19 protein-coding genes and 1 tRNA gene are annotated in these 17,443 nt (G+C 68.3%); 10 read left to right on the top strand and 10 right to left on the bottom strand.

What is annotated here, in order from left to right; all coding sequences use genetic code 11:
• Nucleotides 1–81: 81 nt before the first annotated feature.
• Entirely contained in the window at nucleotides 82–1,011 is a 930-nt protein-coding gene (locus tag ACK4TH_RS05755) for a LysR family transcriptional regulator (RefSeq protein WP_409623759.1), read from the top strand.
• On the opposite strand, the gene ACK4TH_RS05760 is transcribed toward ACK4TH_RS05755, so the two are convergent.
• Nucleotides 947–2,275, bottom strand: a complete 1,329-nt coding sequence (locus ACK4TH_RS05760; protein ID WP_409623761.1) for a hemolysin family protein — start codon at nucleotides 2,273–2,275, stop codon at nucleotides 947–949. The two genes, ACK4TH_RS05755 and ACK4TH_RS05760, sit on opposite strands and share 65 nt — an antisense overlap.
• Nucleotides 2,276–2,286: 11 nt before the next feature.
• Between ACK4TH_RS05760 and ACK4TH_RS05765 the strand changes: the two genes are divergently transcribed.
• Nucleotides 2,287–3,138: a symmetrical bis(5'-nucleosyl)-tetraphosphatase gene (locus ACK4TH_RS05765; protein ID WP_409623763.1), complete on the top strand. Its 852-nt coding sequence runs from the start codon at nucleotides 2,287–2,289 to the stop codon at nucleotides 3,136–3,138.
• Here the strand turns inward: ACK4TH_RS05765 and ACK4TH_RS05770 are convergent.
• Nucleotides 3,089–4,594 carry a DEAD/DEAH box helicase gene (locus ACK4TH_RS05770; RefSeq protein WP_409623765.1) on the bottom strand — a complete coding sequence of 502 codons (1,506 nt, stop codon included), beginning with the start codon at nucleotides 4,592–4,594 and terminating at the stop codon, nucleotides 3,089–3,091. The two genes, ACK4TH_RS05765 and ACK4TH_RS05770, sit on opposite strands and share 50 nt — an antisense overlap.
• A gap of 114 nt (nucleotides 4,595–4,708) precedes the next feature.
• Nucleotides 4,709–5,818, bottom strand: coding sequence for a fatty acid desaturase (locus ACK4TH_RS05775; RefSeq protein ID WP_409623767.1), 1,110 nt, complete (start codon nucleotides 5,816–5,818; stop codon nucleotides 4,709–4,711).
• 194 nt (nucleotides 5,819–6,012) lie between these two features.
• On the opposite strand from ACK4TH_RS05775, the gene rpsT reads away from it, so the two are divergent.
• Nucleotides 6,013–6,309: a 30S ribosomal protein S20 gene (gene rpsT, locus ACK4TH_RS05780; protein WP_409623769.1), complete on the top strand. Its 297-nt coding sequence runs from the start codon at nucleotides 6,013–6,015 to the stop codon at nucleotides 6,307–6,309.
• A 166-nt stretch (nucleotides 6,310–6,475) separates the two neighbouring features.
• On the opposite strand, the gene ACK4TH_RS05785 is transcribed toward rpsT, so the two are convergent.
• The gene (locus tag ACK4TH_RS05785) at nucleotides 6,476–6,796 is read right to left on the bottom strand and encodes a DUF3579 domain-containing protein (RefSeq protein ID WP_068610130.1); all 321 of its coding nucleotides are present in this window, start codon (nucleotides 6,794–6,796) and stop codon (nucleotides 6,476–6,478) included.
• A 214-nt stretch (nucleotides 6,797–7,010) separates the two neighbouring features.
• Between ACK4TH_RS05785 and ACK4TH_RS05790 the strand changes: the two genes are divergently transcribed.
• The 3 genes from ACK4TH_RS05790 (at nucleotide 7,011) to ACK4TH_RS05800 (ending at nucleotide 9,558) form a co-directional block, all read left to right on the top strand.
• On the top strand, nucleotides 7,011–8,216 hold the full coding sequence (locus tag ACK4TH_RS05790) for an aspartate aminotransferase family protein (protein ID WP_409623772.1): 1,206 nt from the start codon (nucleotides 7,011–7,013) through the stop codon (nucleotides 8,214–8,216).
• Entirely contained in the window at nucleotides 8,213–9,157 is a 945-nt protein-coding gene (argF, locus tag ACK4TH_RS05795) for an ornithine carbamoyltransferase (RefSeq protein WP_409623774.1), read from the top strand. The genes ACK4TH_RS05790 and argF overlap by 4 nt, the downstream gene beginning before the upstream one ends.
• A gap of 89 nt (nucleotides 9,158–9,246) precedes the next feature.
• Nucleotides 9,247–9,558 (top strand): YkgJ family cysteine cluster protein, encoded by a 312-nt coding sequence (locus ACK4TH_RS05800; protein WP_409623776.1) that lies wholly within the window; start codon nucleotides 9,247–9,249, stop codon nucleotides 9,556–9,558.
• Between the two features lie 44 nt (nucleotides 9,559–9,602).
• Here ACK4TH_RS05800 and pap read toward each other — a convergent pair whose 3' ends face one another.
• Nucleotides 9,603–11,117 (bottom strand): polyphosphate:AMP phosphotransferase, encoded by a 1,515-nt coding sequence (gene pap, locus ACK4TH_RS05805; RefSeq protein WP_409623778.1) that lies wholly within the window; start codon nucleotides 11,115–11,117, stop codon nucleotides 9,603–9,605.
• A gap of 199 nt (nucleotides 11,118–11,316) precedes the next feature.
• On the opposite strand from pap, the gene rpsU reads away from it, so the two are divergent.
• The 4 genes from rpsU (at nucleotide 11,317) to ACK4TH_RS05825 (ending at nucleotide 13,652) form a co-directional block, all read left to right on the top strand.
• Nucleotides 11,317–11,529, top strand: coding sequence for a 30S ribosomal protein S21 (gene rpsU / locus ACK4TH_RS05810; RefSeq protein WP_068610140.1), 213 nt, complete (start codon nucleotides 11,317–11,319; stop codon nucleotides 11,527–11,529).
• 146 nt (nucleotides 11,530–11,675) lie between these two features.
• A complete protein-coding gene (locus tag ACK4TH_RS05815) occupies nucleotides 11,676–12,137 on the top strand; it encodes a GatB/YqeY domain-containing protein (protein WP_409623780.1) in 462 nt (153 codons plus the stop codon).
• A gap of 17 nt (nucleotides 12,138–12,154) precedes the next feature.
• Entirely contained in the window at nucleotides 12,155–12,979 is an 825-nt protein-coding gene (murI, locus tag ACK4TH_RS05820; RefSeq protein ID WP_409623782.1) for a glutamate racemase, read from the top strand.
• Between the two features lie 67 nt (nucleotides 12,980–13,046).
• The gene (locus ACK4TH_RS05825) at nucleotides 13,047–13,652 is read left to right on the top strand and encodes a hypothetical protein (RefSeq protein WP_409623784.1); all 606 of its coding nucleotides are present in this window, start codon (nucleotides 13,047–13,049) and stop codon (nucleotides 13,650–13,652) included.
• Nucleotides 13,653–13,793: 141 nt separating this feature from the next.
• On the opposite strand, the gene ACK4TH_RS05830 is transcribed toward ACK4TH_RS05825, so the two are convergent.
• The 5 genes from ACK4TH_RS05830 to pal form a co-directional block, all read right to left on the bottom strand.
• A tRNA-Lys gene (locus ACK4TH_RS05830) sits at nucleotides 13,794–13,869 on the bottom strand.
• Nucleotides 13,870–13,961: 92 nt separating this feature from the next.
• Nucleotides 13,962–14,780, bottom strand: a complete 819-nt coding sequence (locus tag ACK4TH_RS05835; protein WP_409623786.1) for a ThiF family adenylyltransferase — start codon at nucleotides 14,778–14,780, stop codon at nucleotides 13,962–13,964.
• Nucleotides 14,773–15,888, bottom strand: a complete 1,116-nt coding sequence (locus tag ACK4TH_RS05840; protein WP_409623788.1) for a YeeE/YedE family protein — start codon at nucleotides 15,886–15,888, stop codon at nucleotides 14,773–14,775. The genes ACK4TH_RS05835 and ACK4TH_RS05840 overlap by 8 nt, the downstream gene beginning before the upstream one ends.
• Nucleotides 15,889–15,974: 86 nt before the next feature.
• Nucleotides 15,975–16,805, bottom strand: a complete 831-nt coding sequence (gene ybgF, locus ACK4TH_RS05845; RefSeq protein WP_409623790.1) for a tol-pal system protein YbgF — start codon at nucleotides 16,803–16,805, stop codon at nucleotides 15,975–15,977.
• A gap of 9 nt (nucleotides 16,806–16,814) precedes the next feature.
• A complete protein-coding gene (gene pal / locus ACK4TH_RS05850) occupies nucleotides 16,815–17,399 on the bottom strand; it encodes a peptidoglycan-associated lipoprotein Pal (protein ID WP_409623792.1) in 585 nt (194 codons plus the stop codon).
• Nucleotides 17,400–17,443 lie beyond the last annotated feature (44 nt).

The raw sequence follows: 17,443 nt of genomic DNA on the forward strand, positions 1-17,443 counted from the left end.
CGGGGCTGAAACGGATTCTGGGCGCCCAAGTCGTTCATGAAAAGTAAAATATCAAAACGATATTGTTTTATTTGAATAAACATGAATACCCGCCACCTCACCCTGCACCAACTGCGCATTTTTTTGGCGGTGGCGCAGCACGGCAGCTTCGCCCGCGCGGCCGAGGCCCTGCACCTGGCGCCGCCCACCTTGTCGCTGCAGGTCAAGCAGCTGGCCCAAACCGTGGGGCAGCCGCTGTTCGAGCAAATCGGCAAGCGCATCTACCTGACGGCGGCCGGGCACGCCATGGCCGACGCCTGCCGCGATATCGAAGACCGGCTGCAGCGCCTGGCGGAGGACGTGGCCGCCCTGCAAGGGGTGGAGCGCGGCCGGCTGCGCCTGGCCATTCTGACCACCGTCAAATACGTCGTGCCCAAGCTGCTTGGCGGGTTTTGCGCGGCGCATCCGGGCATCGAGGTGTCCATGGTGGTGGGCAACCGTGAAACGCTGGTGCAGCGCCTGGCACAAAACCAGGACGACCTGTATGTCCTGGGCCAACCGCCGGAGCACCTGGATGTGGTCTGCGAGGCGTTTGCCGACAATCCCCTCGTGCCCATCGCGCCTCCGGGCCACCCGTTGGCGGGCGTGCGCGCGATCCCGCCGCAGCGGCTGGCGCAGGAGCCCTTCATCCTGCGCGAGCCAGGCTCAGGCACCCGTCTGACGACGGAGCGTTTTTTTGCGGCGCACGGCGCACGCCTGCGCACCCGGCTGGAGGTGGGCAGCAACGAGGCCGTCAAACAAACCGTGGCCGGCGGGCTGGGCGTGGCCGTGCTGTCGGCGCACACGGTGTCCGCCGAGCTGGCGCTGGGCGAACTGATCGCGCTGGACGTGACGGGCTTTCCACTGCTGCGGCGCTGGCAGATCGTCTATCCGCACGGCAAGCGGCTGTCGCCGGCGGCGCTGGCCTTCAAGGCGTGGCTGCGGGACCACCGTCCGACGGCGGTGGTGCCGCAGCCGACAGCGGCCGGATGAGCACCTCGTCGATGCGGCGGCCCTCGGTGGATCGCACCTCGAACACCCAGCCGCCAATCTCGACCCGCTCGCCCGGTGTCAACAAGCGGCCTGCCACCATCAGCATCAGCCCGGCCACGGTGTGGTAGCGGTCCTTGTCCTCGTCGGGCAAGGCATCGATCTCGAGCCGGGCCTTGAGTTCGTGCGCCGGCATGCTGCCATCGACCCGCCAACTCCCATCGGGCAGCGGGGTGGCCCAGGCGTCCTGCGGCTCGTCGGCCGACAGTTCGCCCGTGATCGCCTCCAGCAGATCCAGCGGCGTGAGCATCCCCTGCACCACACCGTACTCGTCCACCACGAACACCATGCGCATGGCGCGGGCTCGAAACTGCTCCAGCAGTTCCAGCCCGCTGAGGGTCTCGGGCACGAAGGTCGCCGGCAGCGCATCGCGCGCCCAGTCGGTCTCGTGCCCTCCGATCTCGTCCAGGGCCATCAGATGCGTGAGCGCCACCACGCCTTGCACATGATCGAGTCCGCCACGGCACACCGGATACCATGAGTGCCCGCTCTGGCGCGCGCGGCGCAGCACCTCGGTCAGCGGCTCGCCCGCCTCCAACCAATCGATGTCCGAGCGCGGCACCATCAGGCTGCCGAGCTGCCGGTCATCCAGCGACAGCACATTGCGCACCATGCGGTGCTCCTGCCGCTCGATCACGCCGGCGCCCAAGCCTTCGCGCAGGCTGGCGTGGATCTCCTCTTCCGTCACCGTTCGCGCCGCGCCGGTGTCGATGCGCAGCAGGCGCAGGACCCCATGCGTGGTGGCCGACAGCAGCAGCACGAAGGGCTTGGCTACGCGAGCCACGCCGGCCATGGGCCGGGCCACCCAGCGCGCGACGGCCTCCGGATAGAGCTGGCCGATGCGCTTGGGCACCAACTCGCCAAAGACGATCGTCAAAAAGGTGATGGCCGCCACGACGATGGCGGTGGCGGACACCGAAGCCGTCACATCAGACCAGCCCCAGCTGCGCAACCACGCGGCCAGATCGTCGCTGAACGCCGCCTCGCCCACGATGCCATTGAGCATGCCGATGGAGGTGATCCCCACCTGCACGGACGACAAAAACTGCGTCGGATTGTCCAGCAGTTGCAGTGCGGTGCGGGCCCCCTTGTCCCCCGCGTCGGCCAGGGCCGACAAGCGCGCCCGGCGGCTGGCCGCCAGCGCCAGCTCGGACATGGCAAACGCCCCATTGAGCAGGGTCAGAAAGACGATCAGCAGGATATCCATAATGCGCGCCCATGGCACTGTACCTGATTGGCGACGTCCAGGGCTGCGACGGCGCGTTGCAGCACCTGTTGGACGAAATCGGCTTTTCCCCGAGCCGGGACCGCCTGATCCTGCTGGGCGATCTGGTCAACCGCGGTCCGGCATCGCTGGCGGTGCTGCGCCGGCTGCTGGCGCTGGAGGGGGCAGCCGATGCCCTGCTGGGCAATCACGACCTGCACCTGCTGGCTGTCGCGGCCGGCGTGCGGCCGCCGCACCGCAACGACACGCTGGACGGCATCCTCGGTGCACCGGACCGCGCGGCGCTGCTCGACTGGCTGCGCCAGCGTCCGCTGGCGATGGCGGTACACGGCTGGCTGCTCGTGCACGCCGGTGTGTTGCCGCAGTGGTCGGCGGCGCAGGTGCTGTCGCTGGCGACGGAGGTGCAAACCCTGCTGCGCGGGCCCGAGCTGACCGACTGGTTGCACCAGATGTACGGCAACCAACCCGACCGCTGGAGCGACGACCTGCGGGGCCCCGCGCGCTGGCGTGTCATCGTCAATGCCCTGACGCGGCTGCGCTTTTGCAGCGCCGAGGGGGTGATGGAATTTGCAACCAAAGACAGCGCCGCCGACGCCCCCGCCGGCTATCTGCCGTGGTTCGACGTGCCCGGGCGCCGCTGCGCCGGCACGCCGGTCGCGTTTGGCCACTGGTCCACCCTCGGGCCGCTGCAACGTGCGGACCTGCTGGCGCTGGACACCGGCTGCGTCTGGGGCGGCCAGCTCAGCGCGGCCTGCCTGCCGCACGCCCCGGTGGCGGACGCACGGCAGGTCGAGATCATCCGGATACCGTGTCCGCAGGCTCAGGCACCGGGTCGGGGGATGTGAACGCCGGCAGCGGCGCGCGCAACAGAGCCGGCACCTTGCGCTTGGGCCGGATGTAGGCCGACAGGCCTTTCGGCGCAGGGGCCTTGGCCGGTTGCTCCCATTCCGGTTGGGCATCGGGCGGCAGGGACGGCTCGTACGGGCGATCGTACAGCGGATCTGCCGGGGCACGCCGCTCGACCGCCGAGCGTGTCGGGCGGGCCGAACGTGCCACGGACTCGGCGCGCGCGGGCGCCACCCCGCCTTCGGCCTCGGGCGCCTGCCACAGGCGTTGGCCGTCGTTGTGGCGCGCGGGCCGGCCGCGCGAGCGGCGCTCGTCTTCGATCTCCAGCGGCTCGACCTCCGCCTTGCGGCCGATCAACTTCTCGATATCCGCCAGGGAGCGGGCATCGCGGCCGCTCACGAAGGAGATGGCCAACCCCGACGCCCCCGCCCGCCCGGTGCGCCCGATGCGGTGCACATAGTCCTCGGCGTTGAAGGGGATATCGACGTTGAAGACCGCGGGCACATCCTTGATGTCCAGACCGCGCGCCGCGACGTCGGTGCACACCAGCAAATCGACTTGGCCCTGCTTGAAGGCATCGAGCGCTTTGAGGCGCTCATCCTGGCTTTTGTCGCCATGCAGCGCCGCCACGCGCAGGCCGTCGCGCTCCAGCGACCGGGCCAGGCGCGCGCAGCCCAGCTTGCTGTTGACGAACACGAAGGCCTGCTTGACCTGCTCCTGCCGCACCAACTGCTTGAGCGCCTGGCGCTTGTCGTCCTCTTCCACCCGGTAGAAGCGCTGCTCCACGGTCGCCGCCGTGGTGTTGGCGCGCGCCACCTCGATCACCACCGGATCCTGCAGATAGCTCGATGCCAGGCGCTTGATCTCGGGCGAGAAGGTGGCGGAAAACAGCAGCGTGGTGCGCTGTTTGGGCAGGTAGGACAGGATGCGTTGCAGGTCGGGCAGAAAGCCGATGTCGAGCATGCGGTCCGCCTCGTCGAGCACCACATACTCAACCTGATTGAGCACCGCCGTCTTGGCCTCGATGTGGTCGAGCAACCGCCCGGGCGTAGCGACCAGAATCTCCACCCCCTTGCGCAGTTCCTCGACCTGCGGCTTCATGTCCATGCCGCCAAAGACGACCGCGCTGCGCAGCGGGGTGTACTTGGCGTACAGCTTGACCTGCTGGGCCACCTGGTCCGCCAACTCCCGCGTGGGCAGCAACACCAAGGCGCGCACGGGGTGCCGTGCCGGTGAGGTGGACGTATTGGCATGGCGCAGCAGCCGCTGCAACAGCGGCAGCGAAAACGCCGCCGTCTTGCCGGTGCCGGTCTGGGCGGCCCCCATCACGTCACGGCCCTGCAGCACGACCGGAATGGCCTGCGCCTGAATGGGCGTCATGGTCGTGTAGCCCATCTCGGCGACGGCCCGCGCCAGCGGTTCGGCCAGATTCAGTTCGGAAAAAGCTTGAGTCATGTGGCGTTATTGTCGCACCGCAGCACGAAAGGCGCCACCGATCAACGACGAAGGGCCCAGCGGGCCCCTCGTTCACACCGGTGGCGCGGCCCGCAGGGGGCGGCGCGTGCGCCGTCAGGCAAAGGACGGCGCGGGGTCGCTGGTCGGGCGCCCGTGGAAATCGGTCCAGCAACGCCGCGTGAAATCGTACAGCTTGCAGCGGCGCGCGGTGTCGAAGTACCAGCGCCAGCTAAAGCGCTGGATGATGATGCGCCCGGGCAGCATGTCCTCCAGCTTCTTTTGCGCCTGCTTGAGCTTGTACAGCGGCACGCTCATGTCCACGTGGTGCGCGGTGTGCTCCATGATGTGGTGCATCAGTGCACCGATCTTCAGCGGGAACTCCAGGTGCACCGTGGTCGACACGAACGGGGCCGCCTTGGCCCAAGCCACCTTGTCATCGTGCCACTGTACCGCGGGATGCGTGTGGTGGACGTACACGACGAAGCCAATCATCGCGTTCCAGAACACGAACGGCACGACGAAGCCCATGACCACCTGCAACCACACGGATTGCCCCGTGGCCAGCGCCGCCCAGACCATACCGCCCACCCACAACAGCGCGACCGCCAGCACGAACACCCCGTCCCATAGGAACTCGGGACGGCGCGTGCCCATGTACGTCTTGCGCGGGAAGAACATGCGCAGCCACCACATTTCGATGAAGTAATACAGCGCAGGCCCCCAGCCGCTGCGATAGATGCGCTCGAGCATACGGCGCCCCGGCGACAGGGCATCGAACTCCGTCTTGGTCAGCGGCGCCCAGACGAAGTCCACCCCTTTGAGGTTGGTGTAGCCGTGGTGCACGACGTTGTGGCCGACCTCCCACAGGCTGTAGGGGGTGAGCGACGGGATCATCGCGATGCGGCCAAGCAGCTTGTTCAGGCCGCGATGCGGCGTGTAGCTTTGGTGGCAGGCATCGTGGCCAATGATGAACAGCCGCCCGATGGTAAAGCCCGCGGCCAGCCCGCACAGCAGCTTGGCCCACCACGCCTCGAAGGCAATGGTGCCGGCGATCAGCGCCGCAAAAATCACCCAATCCAGCACGAGCAAGGCAATGGCGATGGCGGTGCGGCGCTCGCCCAGCGGCGTGATCCAGCCACGGATGACTTTGCGGTGGGGCAGCGGCTGCCCCGGTGGAATGGGTTGGGAGACCTCGGGCGCGAACACGGTTTCGGTGGCAGACATGACGAATCGGTGGAACAGGGCTGACGCTGACAAGCCGGCGCAAGTATGCCCGATGATGCCCGACCCCGCTTGATACAAGTCAAGCGACGAGCCCCACGGTTGCGGCGCTGTTGCTTTCCCCACAAAGACCCGCGGCGCCTTATAATGGTGGGCTTTGCTGGCAACATCCACCAAACCCAGAAGGAATTGAGCCTATGGCAACCAAGTCGAAAAAGTCGCCGCGCCTGGCCTCCGGCCGCAAGCGCGCGCGCCAAGACGTCAAACTCAACGCGCACAACGCGTCGCTGCGCTCGCAGTACCGCACCGCCGTCAAGAAGGTGGAAAAGGCCGTCGCTGCCGGCGACAAGGCCAAGGCCACCGAGCTGTTCGCCCAGATGCAGTCGATCGTCGACTCGATCGCCGACAAGGGCATCTTCCACAAGAACAAGGCCGCTCGCGACAAGAGCCGCCTGTCGGCCAAGGTCAAGTCCCTGGCCGCCGCGTCCGCCTAAACCCCGGGGACACCCTCGCCCGGACCCCGCCGGCGGCCAGCCGGTCGGAATGTCCGCCTTGGAACGGGTGCGCTGCCAGCAAATCCCATCCAACGCCGCCGTGGCCTACGCCTGGCGGCGTTTTTTCATGGAACGCGCGGATGCCGACAAGCGGCGGCGATGCACGTCAGCCGCGCGGCGGATCGGGCAGCAGACAGGCCTCGGTCACGACCAAGTCGTTGTCGCGCGCAAACCCCATCACGAAATCCCATGCCCGCTCGTCGTAGTCGCGCAACGCGCGATTGACGACGACGCACTTGACGCCGTTGATGACGGTGGGAATCACCCACGGCGAGTAGCACAGGTGGGCGCCGTGCCCCTGTGCCGCCTGAGGGTGAAACGGACTCATCACGCCCGCCAGGCGCTCGGCCCAGTCGCTGGGGCGAAACGTGCGGCCACTGCGCGTGACCCCCTGGATGAAGATTTCTTGGGCGTTGGGCGTGACCATCGCGCGGACGGCCGCGGCCGGTGGGCGCGCGGCGACAGGGAGGGTGGGTGGACGACCCCGAACATGGGGCTGGCGTGGCGCGAGGATCGCCCGGCCACGTGGAAAATTGTATCTTATATAAGACTTGATCGGATTCTTCGGCCATCGGCGGGCAGGCCCTAGAATCGCGCTTTCCCCCGGCTGGCCCTTGCCGAACCCCTGTCGCTGGATGCCCATGAATGCCACCCCTGCCCCGACCGAGCCGCACGTGATGTCCACCTACGGACGCGTCCCGATCCTGCTCACGCACGGGCGTGGCTGCCGGGTGTGGGATGCCGACGGCCGCGAGTACCTCGACGCGCTGGCCGGCATCGCGGTCAACACGCTGGGCCATGCGCACCCGCGGCTGGTGCGCGCGTTGCAGGACCAGGTGGCGCAACTCATCCACGTCAGCAACTACTACCACCACCCCTGGACCGAGCCGCTGGCCGCCGCGTTGTGCGAGCACTCCGGCCTGGACAAGGTGTTTTTCTGCTCCAGCGGGCTGGAGGCCAACGAAGCGGCGCTCAAGCTCGCCCGCAAGTTCGGCCACGACAAGGGCATCGCGCGGCCCGAGATCGTGGTGTACGAGCGCGCCTTCCACGGCCGCTCCATCGCGACGCTGTCGGCCACCGGCAACCCCAAAGTGCAGGCGGGCTTCGAGCCGCTGGTGGAAGGCTTCATCCGCGTGCCGATCAACGACCTGGAGGCGCTCAAGCGCGCCACCGACGGCAACCCCAACGTCGTGGCGGTGTTCTTCGAGGCCATCCAGGGCGAAGGCGGCGTGCATCCGCTGGAGCCTGAGTACATCGCCGGCGTGCGCGCGCTGTGCGACGAACGCGACTGGCTGCTGATGATCGACGAGGTGCAGTGCGGCATGGGCCGCACCGGCAAATGGTTCGCGCACCAGTGGGCCGGCATCCGACCCGACGTGATGCCACTGGCCAAGGGGTTGGGCTCGGGCGTACCGATCGGCGCGGTGGTGGCGGGTCCGCGCGCGGCCCAGATCTTTCAACCCGGCAACCACGGCACCACCTTCGGCGGCAACCCGCTGGCCACACGCGCGGGGCTGGAAACCATCCGCATCATGGAGGACGAAGGCCTGCTCGACAACGCCGCCACCGTGGGGACGCACCTGCACACCCAGCTTTGGGCCGAGCTGCACGGCCTGCCCGGCGTGCGCGAGGTACGCGGCAAGGGCCTGATGATCGGGGTGGAGCTGGATCGCCCCTGCGGCGTGCTGGTCAACCGCTGCGCGCAGGCCGGGCTGCTGCTGTCCGTGACCGCCGACCGGGTGATCCGCCTCGTGCCGCCGCTGATCCTGTCGCGCGCCGAAGCCGACGAGATCGTGGCCAAGCTGGTGCCCCAGGTGCGCGCCTTCCTGAACGAGACCTCCGCATGAAACACTATCTGCAATTCAAGGACCTGGGCGCGGATGAGTACGCCTATCTGTTCGAGCGCGCGGACTTCATCAAGCGCAAGTTCAAGGCCGTCGAGAAGTACCAGCCCTTCGCCGATCCGGACCGCACGCTGGCGATGATCTTCGAGAAGGCCAGCACGCGCACGCGCGTCAGCTTCGAGGCCGGCATGTACCAGATGGGCGGCTCGGTGGTGCACCTGACCACCGGCGACAGCCAGCTGGGCCGCAGCGAGCCGATCGAGGACACCGCGCGCGTCATCAGCCGCATGGTGGACCTGGTGATGATCCGCACCTTCGAGCAGAGCAAGATCGAGCGCTTCGCCGCGCATTCGCGCGTGCCGGTGATCAACGGCCTGACCAACGAATTTCATCCGTGCCAGATCCTGGCGGATCTGTTCACGTGGCTGGAATGCCGTGGCCGGCGCGCCGACGGCACCCTGGATCCGGGCGCGCTGCGCGGCATCACGGTGGCCTGGGTCGGCGACGGCAACAACATGGCCAACACCTGGCTGCAGGCGGCGCAGATCCTGGGCTTTCGCGTGCACCTCAGCACCCCGCGCGGCTACGAGGTCGACCCCTCCGTGGCCGGCGTGCCGCGCGGCGACTTCTGGCAGGTGTTCGACGACCCGATGGAAGCCTGCCGCGGCGCCGATCTCGTCACCACCGACGTGTGGACCAGCATGGGCTACGAGGCCGAGAACGAAGCACGCCAGAAGGCGTTTGCCGCCTGGCGCGTGACGCCGGCGATGATGGCGCAGGCCAAGCCCGAGGCGCTGTTCATGCACTGCCTGCCCGCCCACCGCGGCGAGGAAGTGGACGCCGAGGTCATCGACGGCCCGCAGTCCGTCGTCTGGGACGAGGCGGAAAACCGCATGCATGTGCAAAAGGCGTTGATGGAGTACCTGTTGCTGGGCAGGCTATGACCTATGCGGTTTCGAGCGCAGCGACCTAACCGCATGCATGTGACAAAGGCGCTGATGGAGGATCTGCTGCTCGGCCGGCTGTGCGTGCGATGAGCGAGTGTCAGCGTTGCGGCGCATGCTGCGCCTGGTTTCGGGTCGATTTTTCGCTGTACGAGACGCAGAACGGGGGCGGCCAGGTCCCGGACGGGCTGACCGTGCCCGTGACCGGCGCCACGGTACGCATGCGCGGCACTGACCATTGGCCCCCGCGCTGCAGCGCCTTGACGGGGAGTGTGGGCGAGCGGGTGGCCTGCGGCATCTACGAGTGGCGGCCGTCGCCCTGCCGCGAATTCGCCGAGGGCAGCGACGCCTGCCAGCGCGCGCGGGCGCGCCACGGCCTGCCCCCGGTATCGTCCGCGTGATCGCCGGGCCGCCAGCCACCGACGGGCTGGCGGGCCGTTGGGGGTCAGAGCCGGCGCTTGTCCGGCGTCCCTTGCGCCAGCGCCTGCTCGACGCGACGGCACAGGGTGCGCAGCACCTCGATGCGCGACCACAGCTTGTCGTCCGACGCCACCAGATGCCACGGGGCGACCCGGGTCGAGGTGCGGTCCACCATGTCTTGCACCGCCCGTTCGTACTGCGGCCATTTGTCGCGGTTGCGCCAGTCTTCCGGGGTAATCTTGAACTGCTTGTGGGGCGTGGCCTCGCGCTCGCGAAAGCGGCGCAGCTGCTCCTGCGGCGTGATGGCCAGCCAGAACTTGACGATGATCACCCCCGCCTCGGCCAACTCCTCCTCGTAGGCGTTGATCTCGCCATAGGCGCGCATCCAGTCGGCCTCGGCGCAAAAGCCCTCTACCCGCTCCACCAGCACGCGCCCGTAGCACGAACGGTCGAAGATGACCGCACGGCCATGCGGTGGGATGTAGCGCCAAAACCGCCACAGATAGGGCTGGGCGCGCTCGTTCTCGTTGGGGGCCGCAACGGGCACCACGCGGTAAAAGCGCGCATCCCAGGCCGCGGTCAGGCGCCGAATGGTGCTGCCCTTGCCCGCGGCATCCATGCCTTCAAACACCACCACCAGCGAGCGGCCGCGCAGGCGCGGATCGCGGCTCAATCCGTTGAGCCGACCCTGCCACCGCTCCAGCAGGCGCTCGTACCGCTCGTGCGTCAGCCGCCGCCCGTAGTCCTGCGCCTTGAGCAGCGTCACATCGTCGCCCGGCGCCTCGATCACGCTGGCGGGCAACGGCCCCTGGGGCGGCACGGGCGACGCCGGCGCCACCGCGTGGCGCAGCACCGACAGCAGATGCCGCCCCGCGGTCAGATGGCGGTAGGCCTCGTCGCTGCCTTCGATGACGATCCACGGCGCCTCGCCCAGGCTGGTTTTGCGCAGCGCTTCGTCGCTGGCCTCGATGAAGTCGTCGTAGCGTTTCAGGTGGGCCTTCTCCTGCGGTCCGATGCGCCACGCCGTGCGGGGGTCGGACGCCAGCGCCTTCAAACGCGCCTTGGCCGCCTGCCGCGACAGGTGAAACCAGAACTTCACCAACACCACCCCCTCGGCCGCCAGCATGCGCTCGAACTGGCGGATGCGCTCCAGCCGGTGGGCGAAATGGTCGCGGCTGTCGCGCCCCTCGACCCGCGCCAGGATCGGATCGGTGTACCACGAGCCAAACAAAATCCCGATGCGCCCTTTGGGCGGCAACACCTGCCAAAACCGCCACATCTCGGGCCAGCGGCGGTCTTCGTCGGTCATGGCGCCAAACGCCTCGGTCCGTATGTGCCGCGGGTCCATCCAGGCGTTGAGCGTGTTGACCGTCTCGCTGCGCCCGGCCCCGTCCACCCCGTTGATGAGGATGACCACGGCGCGGGTGCCGCGGCGCAGCAACTCGTATTGGGCATCCAGCAGGGCGGCCCGCAAGGCCGGCACTTCGGCTTTGTACGTGGCGCGGTCGATGCGGTGGCCGATTTCGGCCGAATCAAACATGGCGGTCTCCCCTCCGTGATCGGCGTGACCATGTTATACCCTAGCCAGTCACGCCGAATCGCCTATAATAAAGAGCTTTGCTGGCAAAACCCCGTCGGCCGTGATCACCTTGAAGACGGGGAACCCCTGCCAGGCAAGCCGGCGTCGGGTCTGATCTTCCCCACGTGCGGCCCTGGCACACCATGGAAACCATTGGCCAATGACCACCATTCGCGTTAAAGACAACGAACCGTTCGACGTCGCCCTGCGCCGCTTCAAGCGCACGATCGAGAAGCTGGGCCTGCTCAACGAGCTGCGCGCCCGCGAGTTTTACGAAAAGCCCACCGCCGAGCGCAAGCGCAAGAAGGCCGCGGCCGTCAAGCGCCACCTCAAGCGCGTGCGCTCGCAGCAGCTGCCGCAGCGTCTGTACTGATCGACCGGACGCGACGGCCGGCAAGGGCAGACCCTGGCCCGCTGCGCCCGGTTCTGCATTCCGTTTCCGGCCGACCCCAAAGCCCGCCAGAGGACGCTCCGGCGGGCTTTGTTGCTTGCTCACGAAACCCTAGGACTGGACACCCCATGGCACTGAAGGATCGGATCACCGACGACATGAAGACCGCCATGCGCGCCAAGGACAGTGCGCGCCTGGGCGCCATCCGCTTGCTGCTGGCCGCGATCAAGCAAAAAGAGGTCGATGAGCGCGTGACGCTGGACGACGCCGGGGTGATCGCCGTGGTGGACAAGCTGCTCAAGCAGCGCCGCGATGCCATCGCCGCCTACGAACAAGCCGGCCGCACCGATCTGGCTGACAAGGAGCGCGCCGAGGCCCAGGTGCTCGAGGCCTATCTGCCCGCGCGGCTGGATGCCGCGGCGATCGCTGCGGCCGTGCAAGCGATCGTCGGCCGCGTCGCCGCCGACCTGGGGCGCGCGCCCTCCCCCGCGGACATGGGCAAGGTCATGGCCCTGGCCAAGGCCGAGCTGGCCGGGCAGGCGGACATGGGCCAGGTGTCGGCCGCGGTCAAGGCCGCCCTGGCGGGCTGATCCCCGACGCGCTGCGCATGGGCGCCGCCCCTGCCTTTGCTGCGGACGCCCCGATCGGGGTATTCGACTCCGGGGTGGGCGGCCTGTCGGTGCTGCGCGAGATCCGCGCTCGCCTGCCCGCCGAGCGCCTCATTTACGTGGCCGATTCCGGACACGCGCCCTACGGCGACAAATCTCCCGCTTACGTCCAAGCCCGCGCCGAGCACATCCTGGCCCAATTGCGGCGCGCCGGGTGCAAGGCCGTCGTCGTCGCCTGCAACACCGTCACCGGCCTGTCCATCCAGGCCTTGCGCGAGCGACATCCGGACTGGGCGATCGTGGCCATCGAGCCGGCCGTCAAACCCGCGGCCGCCCTCACCCGCAGCGGCGTCGTCGGCGTGCTGGCAACCCGCAACACCGTGGACAGCCCGGGATTGGCCCGTCTGATCGCCGCGCATGCGGCCGGCGTGCGGATGCTCCCGCAAGCCTGCCCGGGCTGGGCGGAGCGCGTCGAACGCGGCGAACTGGACGGCCCCGACACCGAGGCCGCGGTGGCACAGCGCGTGCGCCCGCTGTTGGCGGCCGGGGCCGACGTGCTCGTGCTCGGGTGCACACACTACCCTTTCCTGCGCCCGGTCATCCAGCGCATCGCCGGCCCGGATGTCACCATCCTGGACCCGGCCCCTGCGGTCGCGCGCGAGCTGGCACGTCGGCTGCACGAAGCCCACCTCGCCACACTCGACACCGCCCCCGGGGAAGTCGCGTTCTGGACGAGCGGCGACCTGGCCCGGACGGCAGACGTGATCGGGCTGCTGTGGGGACAGGCCGTGCAGCCAAAGCGCCTTTCCGACGACCTCGCATAACGGTGCCCGAGGTATCCGCGGCACAAGTTCGCATGACCGATATCCCTCTTTCGCCGCTCCCTTCTGCATGGAACTGATTTTTCTTGTGCTCGCACTGGGCGCCGGCCTTCAGGTCGCCAAGGTGCGCGAACAGCAGCACCGCATTCGCTTGCTCGGCCGCTACTTGCAGCCCTACCGCATCGAACGCCTGATGGAAACCCTGCTGGACGGCTACCTGCGCGCCTTGGGTGAGGACGATCCCGCCCGGCGCGAGCAGATCTGGGCCGTGCTGACCGCGGCCGAAACCGAGCTGCGGGACCAGGTCCGCCAACTGGCCGCCGATGTCGAGCAGATCTGGCCGGACGATGCCCTGGTCAGCACCCTGCCCATCGCGCTGCCACGTGCGCACAAACTGTTTCCACGGGCGACCTTCGATCTGCGCCGCGCCCTGGCCATACACGCGGCGGGCATCGAGGCGGTCGTGACCAACCAGGCTGGGCTGCCCCGGCGGGATCAGGCCTACATGCTGAGCGCCGAAATGTTGCTGTTGCAGCACACCTGCCACTGGTTCTGCCGCTCGCGCACCGTAGCCACCGCGCGTATGCTGGCCCGGCACAAAACCGACCACGCGCAACTGGTGCAGGCGGTCTCCCCGCAAACGCGCGACGCTTACCGGCGGCTCATCGGGCGGTAACACGCATGGCCCGCGTGTGCCGCGGGCCACTTGGAAGACTGCCGGGGGCGGCGTCACGACGAGCGGTGCCGCCCCGTTGTCAAAAACGGTACACCAAAAACGAAAGGCCCACTCAATGGCGGGCCAAGTCGTCGATTGATTTGGTGGGTCGTGCAGGATTCGAACCTGCGACCAACGGATTAAAAGTCCGCTGCTCTACCGACTGAGCTAACGACCCACACTTTCGCCACAACCACTTGCATCGATGCAGCGAAAGCATGCATTATAGCCGAAATTTTTCGCCCCTCCGGGACCGATGCCCTGGAACCGTCAGCCGCGACCGGCCGCTACGGTGTCCATGACCCAACCCGCAGCGCACAAGCCGAAAGTGGCCGTCACCGCCACGCTGGAGCCGTATCCGTGGCAATTGAGCGACCCATCCGCCGCGCCGTCCACTGAGCAGGCCGGATCCGGCGGTGCGACGGACTCCCGGCTGAACACCGCCATCACGCCCATGCGCCCCTGGCGCGGCGCGCCGTGCCATTTGCGCAGCCGCTGTCGCAGCTGCGCGAGCAGCGGGTCGTGGGTGGCCTCGGCCATGTCGGCAATCTCCACCCGATCCCCGCGCCGCTTGCCCCCTGCGGCGCCGGCAGTGATGAACACACTGCGCGTCTGCAGCGCCCAGGCGGTCATGGCCGTCTTGGCCGCCATCTGGTCACAGGCATCGATGACGGCAAACGGCCCTTGGGCGCCATGGTGCGCCTGCGCCCGGCGCAACAGGTCCGCCCAGTTGTCCGGGGTCACGAAGTCGTCGATGGTGCACACCCGACAACCCGGATGGATGGCCGCGATGCGGGCGCGCATGGCCTCCAACTTCGCTTGCCCGTAGGTGCCCTCCAGGGCATGGATTTGTCGGTTGGTGTTGGACTCGGCGATGTGATCCAGATCGATCAGGGTGAGGCGTCCCACGCCACTGCGGGCCAAGGCCTCGGCCGCCCACGACCCCACGCCGCCAATGCCGATGACGATGACGTGTGCGTCGAACAGCCGCTGCGCGCCCTGGGGGCCATACAGACGTCGCAACCCCCCGAAGCGCCGCTCGACATCGGGCGCGCCCAGCGCCGGGGCGGCGGTGGCAGCCTCAGTCACGCTCGAGCAGCCAGAGTTGGAAGCGCAGCCCACCCAGGGCGCCGGTCACGATCCCGGCAAAGGCGATCGCGCTGGTGACGCTCAGCGTCGACAGGCCCGACAAGCCCTGCCCCACGGTGCAGCCCATGGCCGTGACACCGCCCACCCCCATGCACAAGGCGCCCACCAGATGCAGCGCCGTGTCGCGCGTGCCGGCAAACCCTTCCCAGCGGAACGACCGGCTGAGCACCGCATGGGCAAACGCCCCCGCCACCACCCCCAGCACCGACACCACGCCCAGCGTCAGCACCTTGTTCTTGTCGCTGAAATAAATGAACCAGTCGAGGGTATACGCCATGGGCGCGGTGAAGGTGAGGGCCTCCATGCGGCCGCTGTTGGTCGCCAGAAAGACCGGCTCCAGCGTCTCCGGGTGCTCCGCGACGAAGCCGAGCCGGCCCGACACCCACCACATCCCGACCACGGTGGCCCCGATGCCCAGCCCGGCCAGCCACGCGTCGGGGGAACGTCGGAATCCCTCGCCCAACGCAGCCCACACCATCAGCGCCAGCCCCAGGCCCCCGCCAATCACCCACGCGGCGGTGGAGGCGTCCCACCCCAACAGGGAGGCCAGCCAACTGGGCAGTGCGCTGCCCGGTTGCATGTCGATGGCGATGCGATCGACCGTGCTGTCGCGCAGCACGGCCGTAATCCCCCGCAGGGTCGCAAACGCCGCCACCCCCATGACGAAGAACACGACCACGGCCTTGAGGCTGCCACCCCCGATGCGCACCAGCGTCTTGCTGCCGCAACCCGAAGCCAGCACCATGCCAAAGCCAAACAGCGCCCCGCCCACGAGCGCAGACAGCCAGATCACCCGCCCGCTGTAATAAATCGTTTGCGTGGGGTCGATCCACCCCACGGCCGCCATGGCGTGAAAGCCCAGCATGGCCACCCCGATGGCCATGACCCACATGCGCATGCGGGTCCAGTCGCCCATGTTCACGATGTCGCTGATCGCCCCCATGGTGCAGAAATGGGTGCGATGCGCCAAGGCGCCAAACAGAGCCGAGACAGCGAAGGCCGCCCACAGGACGGTGGTGTACAAAGATTGGAAAGCGGCGAGGTCCATGGTGCGAGAGCGTTTGCGGGCCCGATTCTACGGGCCTGCGTGTGCCGGGATGCGCCGCAGGGCGGCCGCCGCGCGGACGGCCCGGTTCACCGCAGCCGCGCCAAACGCTCGCGGGCGGTGGCCGCAGCCTCGGTATCGGGATAGCGTTTGATGAGCGCTTGCCACGTGGCGCGCGCGGCCTTCGCGTCTTTGAGTTCGAGCTGGCAGCTCGCGATGGCGAGCATCGCTTCGGCCGCCCGGGGATGCTCCGGCGACTGATCGATCAGCCGTTGATAGCTGTCGATGGCGGCGCGGTACTGGCGGTCGGCATACAGAGCATTGCCCTGCCAGTACCAGGCCAGCGGCGCGTAGCCACTGCCCGGATAGCGCGCCAGAAAATCCCCATACAGCTTGGCCGCTCGCGGAAAATCCGACGCCCGCAGGGCCGCCATGGCACCCTCGAAGGCCATCTTCTCGTCCGGACGCACGGTGAACTCGGTGCCGTCGACCGTGACCTTGGTGGGCTCCAGGGCGCGCAGGCGCTCATCGAATGCGGCCAGGGCGTCGCGCTGCTGGCGTTGCAGATCCGCCAGGTCGCGCGCGATGCGCTCCTGCTGCCCCCGCAGCGTCGCCAGCTCGCGGCGCACCGCTTCGATTTGGTTGACGACATCGAGCACCCCGCGGCGCGCGGTGTCGCCGCCGGACTGCAACTCCTGCAACTGGCGCTCGGCGGCTTCGAGGGCCTGGCGTTGCGCCTCCACGCGGCTGCGCAAATCCAGGATGGCGCGGCGCGCCTCGTCGTCGCTGAACAGCGCATGCGCGGGCAGGGCCGCCGCGGCGAGCACGGCGCCGCCCACCCAGGCGACCAATGCCGTCTGCCAGCGGCGCACCGGCAAACGCCCTGCGGCGACGGACCGGGCGAAGCGGGTATGGCTCATGGTGCGGAATCAGCGGTAGGCCAGCTCGACACGGCGGTTCTGGCTCCACGCCTCTTCGCCGCTGCCCTGCACCGCCGGCTTTTCCTTGCCAAAGCTGACCGCCTCCATCTGCGTGTCCTGCACGCCCATCAAGGCCAGGGCACGGCGCACGGCGTCGGCACGCTTTTGCCCCAGCGCCAGGTTGTACTCGCGCCCGCCGCGCTCGTCGGTGTGGCCTTCCAGGACCACGCGGCGCTGGCGGTCGGCATTCAGGAAACGCGCGTGCGCCTCTAGCGTGGCCACGAACTCGGGCTTGACGGTGTAGGAGTCGAAGTCGAAGTAGATGATGCGCGCGACATTGGCCGGCGGTTGCCCCACCCCGGGCTGCTGCGTTTGCACGGGCACCACGGTGCGGCTATCCACCGCACCGCTGCCCGCGCCACCGGCTCCGCCCCCCGCACCCGCCGCGCCGACCGGGGTGGCCGACCGGTCGCTGACGGGGGCGCTCTCGTCCAGCTTGACGCTGGAGCAGCCAGCCAGCACGGAGGCCGCCAGCAGTGCCACACCCGCGCGGATCGCGTGACGTTGCCAGAAATGACGAACAGGGGTTTTCATGGTGGAATGCAAAAGTGAAAGTGAGAAAGAAAACGTTGCCGAAA

It is taken from the genome of Tepidimonas sp. (assembly GCF_046292505.1).
In the GTDB taxonomy this organism is placed as follows: Bacteria; Pseudomonadota; Gammaproteobacteria; order Burkholderiales; family Burkholderiaceae_C; genus Tepidimonas.

What these genes read in the sequence shown, in the direction of transcription:
- ACK4TH_RS05755 (WP_409623759.1), top strand. Translation starts at nt 82, where the DNA reads ATGAATACCCGCCACCTCACCCTGCACCAACTGCGCATTTTTTTGGCG.
- ACK4TH_RS05760 (WP_409623761.1), bottom strand. Translation starts at nt 2,275, where the DNA reads ATGGATATCCTGCTGATCGTCTTTCTGACCCTGCTCAATGGGGCGTTT.
- ACK4TH_RS05765 (WP_409623763.1), top strand. Translation starts at nt 2,287, where the DNA reads ATGGCACTGTACCTGATTGGCGACGTCCAGGGCTGCGACGGCGCGTTG.
- ACK4TH_RS05770 (WP_409623765.1), bottom strand. Translation starts at nt 4,594, where the DNA reads ATGACTCAAGCTTTTTCCGAACTGAATCTGGCCGAACCGCTGGCGCGG.
- ACK4TH_RS05775 (WP_409623767.1), bottom strand. Translation starts at nt 5,818, where the DNA reads ATGTCTGCCACCGAAACCGTGTTCGCGCCCGAGGTCTCCCAACCCATT.
- rpsT (WP_409623769.1), top strand. Translation starts at nt 6,013, where the DNA reads ATGGCAACCAAGTCGAAAAAGTCGCCGCGCCTGGCCTCCGGCCGCAAG.
- ACK4TH_RS05785 (WP_068610130.1), bottom strand. Translation starts at nt 6,796, where the DNA reads ATGGTCACGCCCAACGCCCAAGAAATCTTCATCCAGGGGGTCACGCGC.
- ACK4TH_RS05790 (WP_409623772.1), top strand. Translation starts at nt 7,011, where the DNA reads ATGAATGCCACCCCTGCCCCGACCGAGCCGCACGTGATGTCCACCTAC.
- argF (WP_409623774.1), top strand. Translation starts at nt 8,213, where the DNA reads ATGAAACACTATCTGCAATTCAAGGACCTGGGCGCGGATGAGTACGCC.
- ACK4TH_RS05800 (WP_409623776.1), top strand. Translation starts at nt 9,247, where the DNA reads ATGAGCGAGTGTCAGCGTTGCGGCGCATGCTGCGCCTGGTTTCGGGTC.
- pap (WP_409623778.1), bottom strand. Translation starts at nt 11,117, where the DNA reads ATGTTTGATTCGGCCGAAATCGGCCACCGCATCGACCGCGCCACGTAC.
- rpsU (WP_068610140.1), top strand. Translation starts at nt 11,317, where the DNA reads ATGACCACCATTCGCGTTAAAGACAACGAACCGTTCGACGTCGCCCTG.
- ACK4TH_RS05815 (WP_409623780.1), top strand. Translation starts at nt 11,676, where the DNA reads ATGGCACTGAAGGATCGGATCACCGACGACATGAAGACCGCCATGCGC.
- murI (WP_409623782.1), top strand. Translation starts at nt 12,155, where the DNA reads ATGGGCGCCGCCCCTGCCTTTGCTGCGGACGCCCCGATCGGGGTATTC.
- ACK4TH_RS05825 (WP_409623784.1), top strand. Translation starts at nt 13,047, where the DNA reads ATGGAACTGATTTTTCTTGTGCTCGCACTGGGCGCCGGCCTTCAGGTC.
- ACK4TH_RS05840 (WP_409623788.1), bottom strand. Translation starts at nt 15,888, where the DNA reads ATGGACCTCGCCGCTTTCCAATCTTTGTACACCACCGTCCTGTGGGCG.
- ybgF (WP_409623790.1), bottom strand. Translation starts at nt 16,805, where the DNA reads ATGAGCCATACCCGCTTCGCCCGGTCCGTCGCCGCAGGGCGTTTGCCG.
- pal (WP_409623792.1), bottom strand. Translation starts at nt 17,399, where the DNA reads ATGAAAACCCCTGTTCGTCATTTCTGGCAACGTCACGCGATCCGCGCG.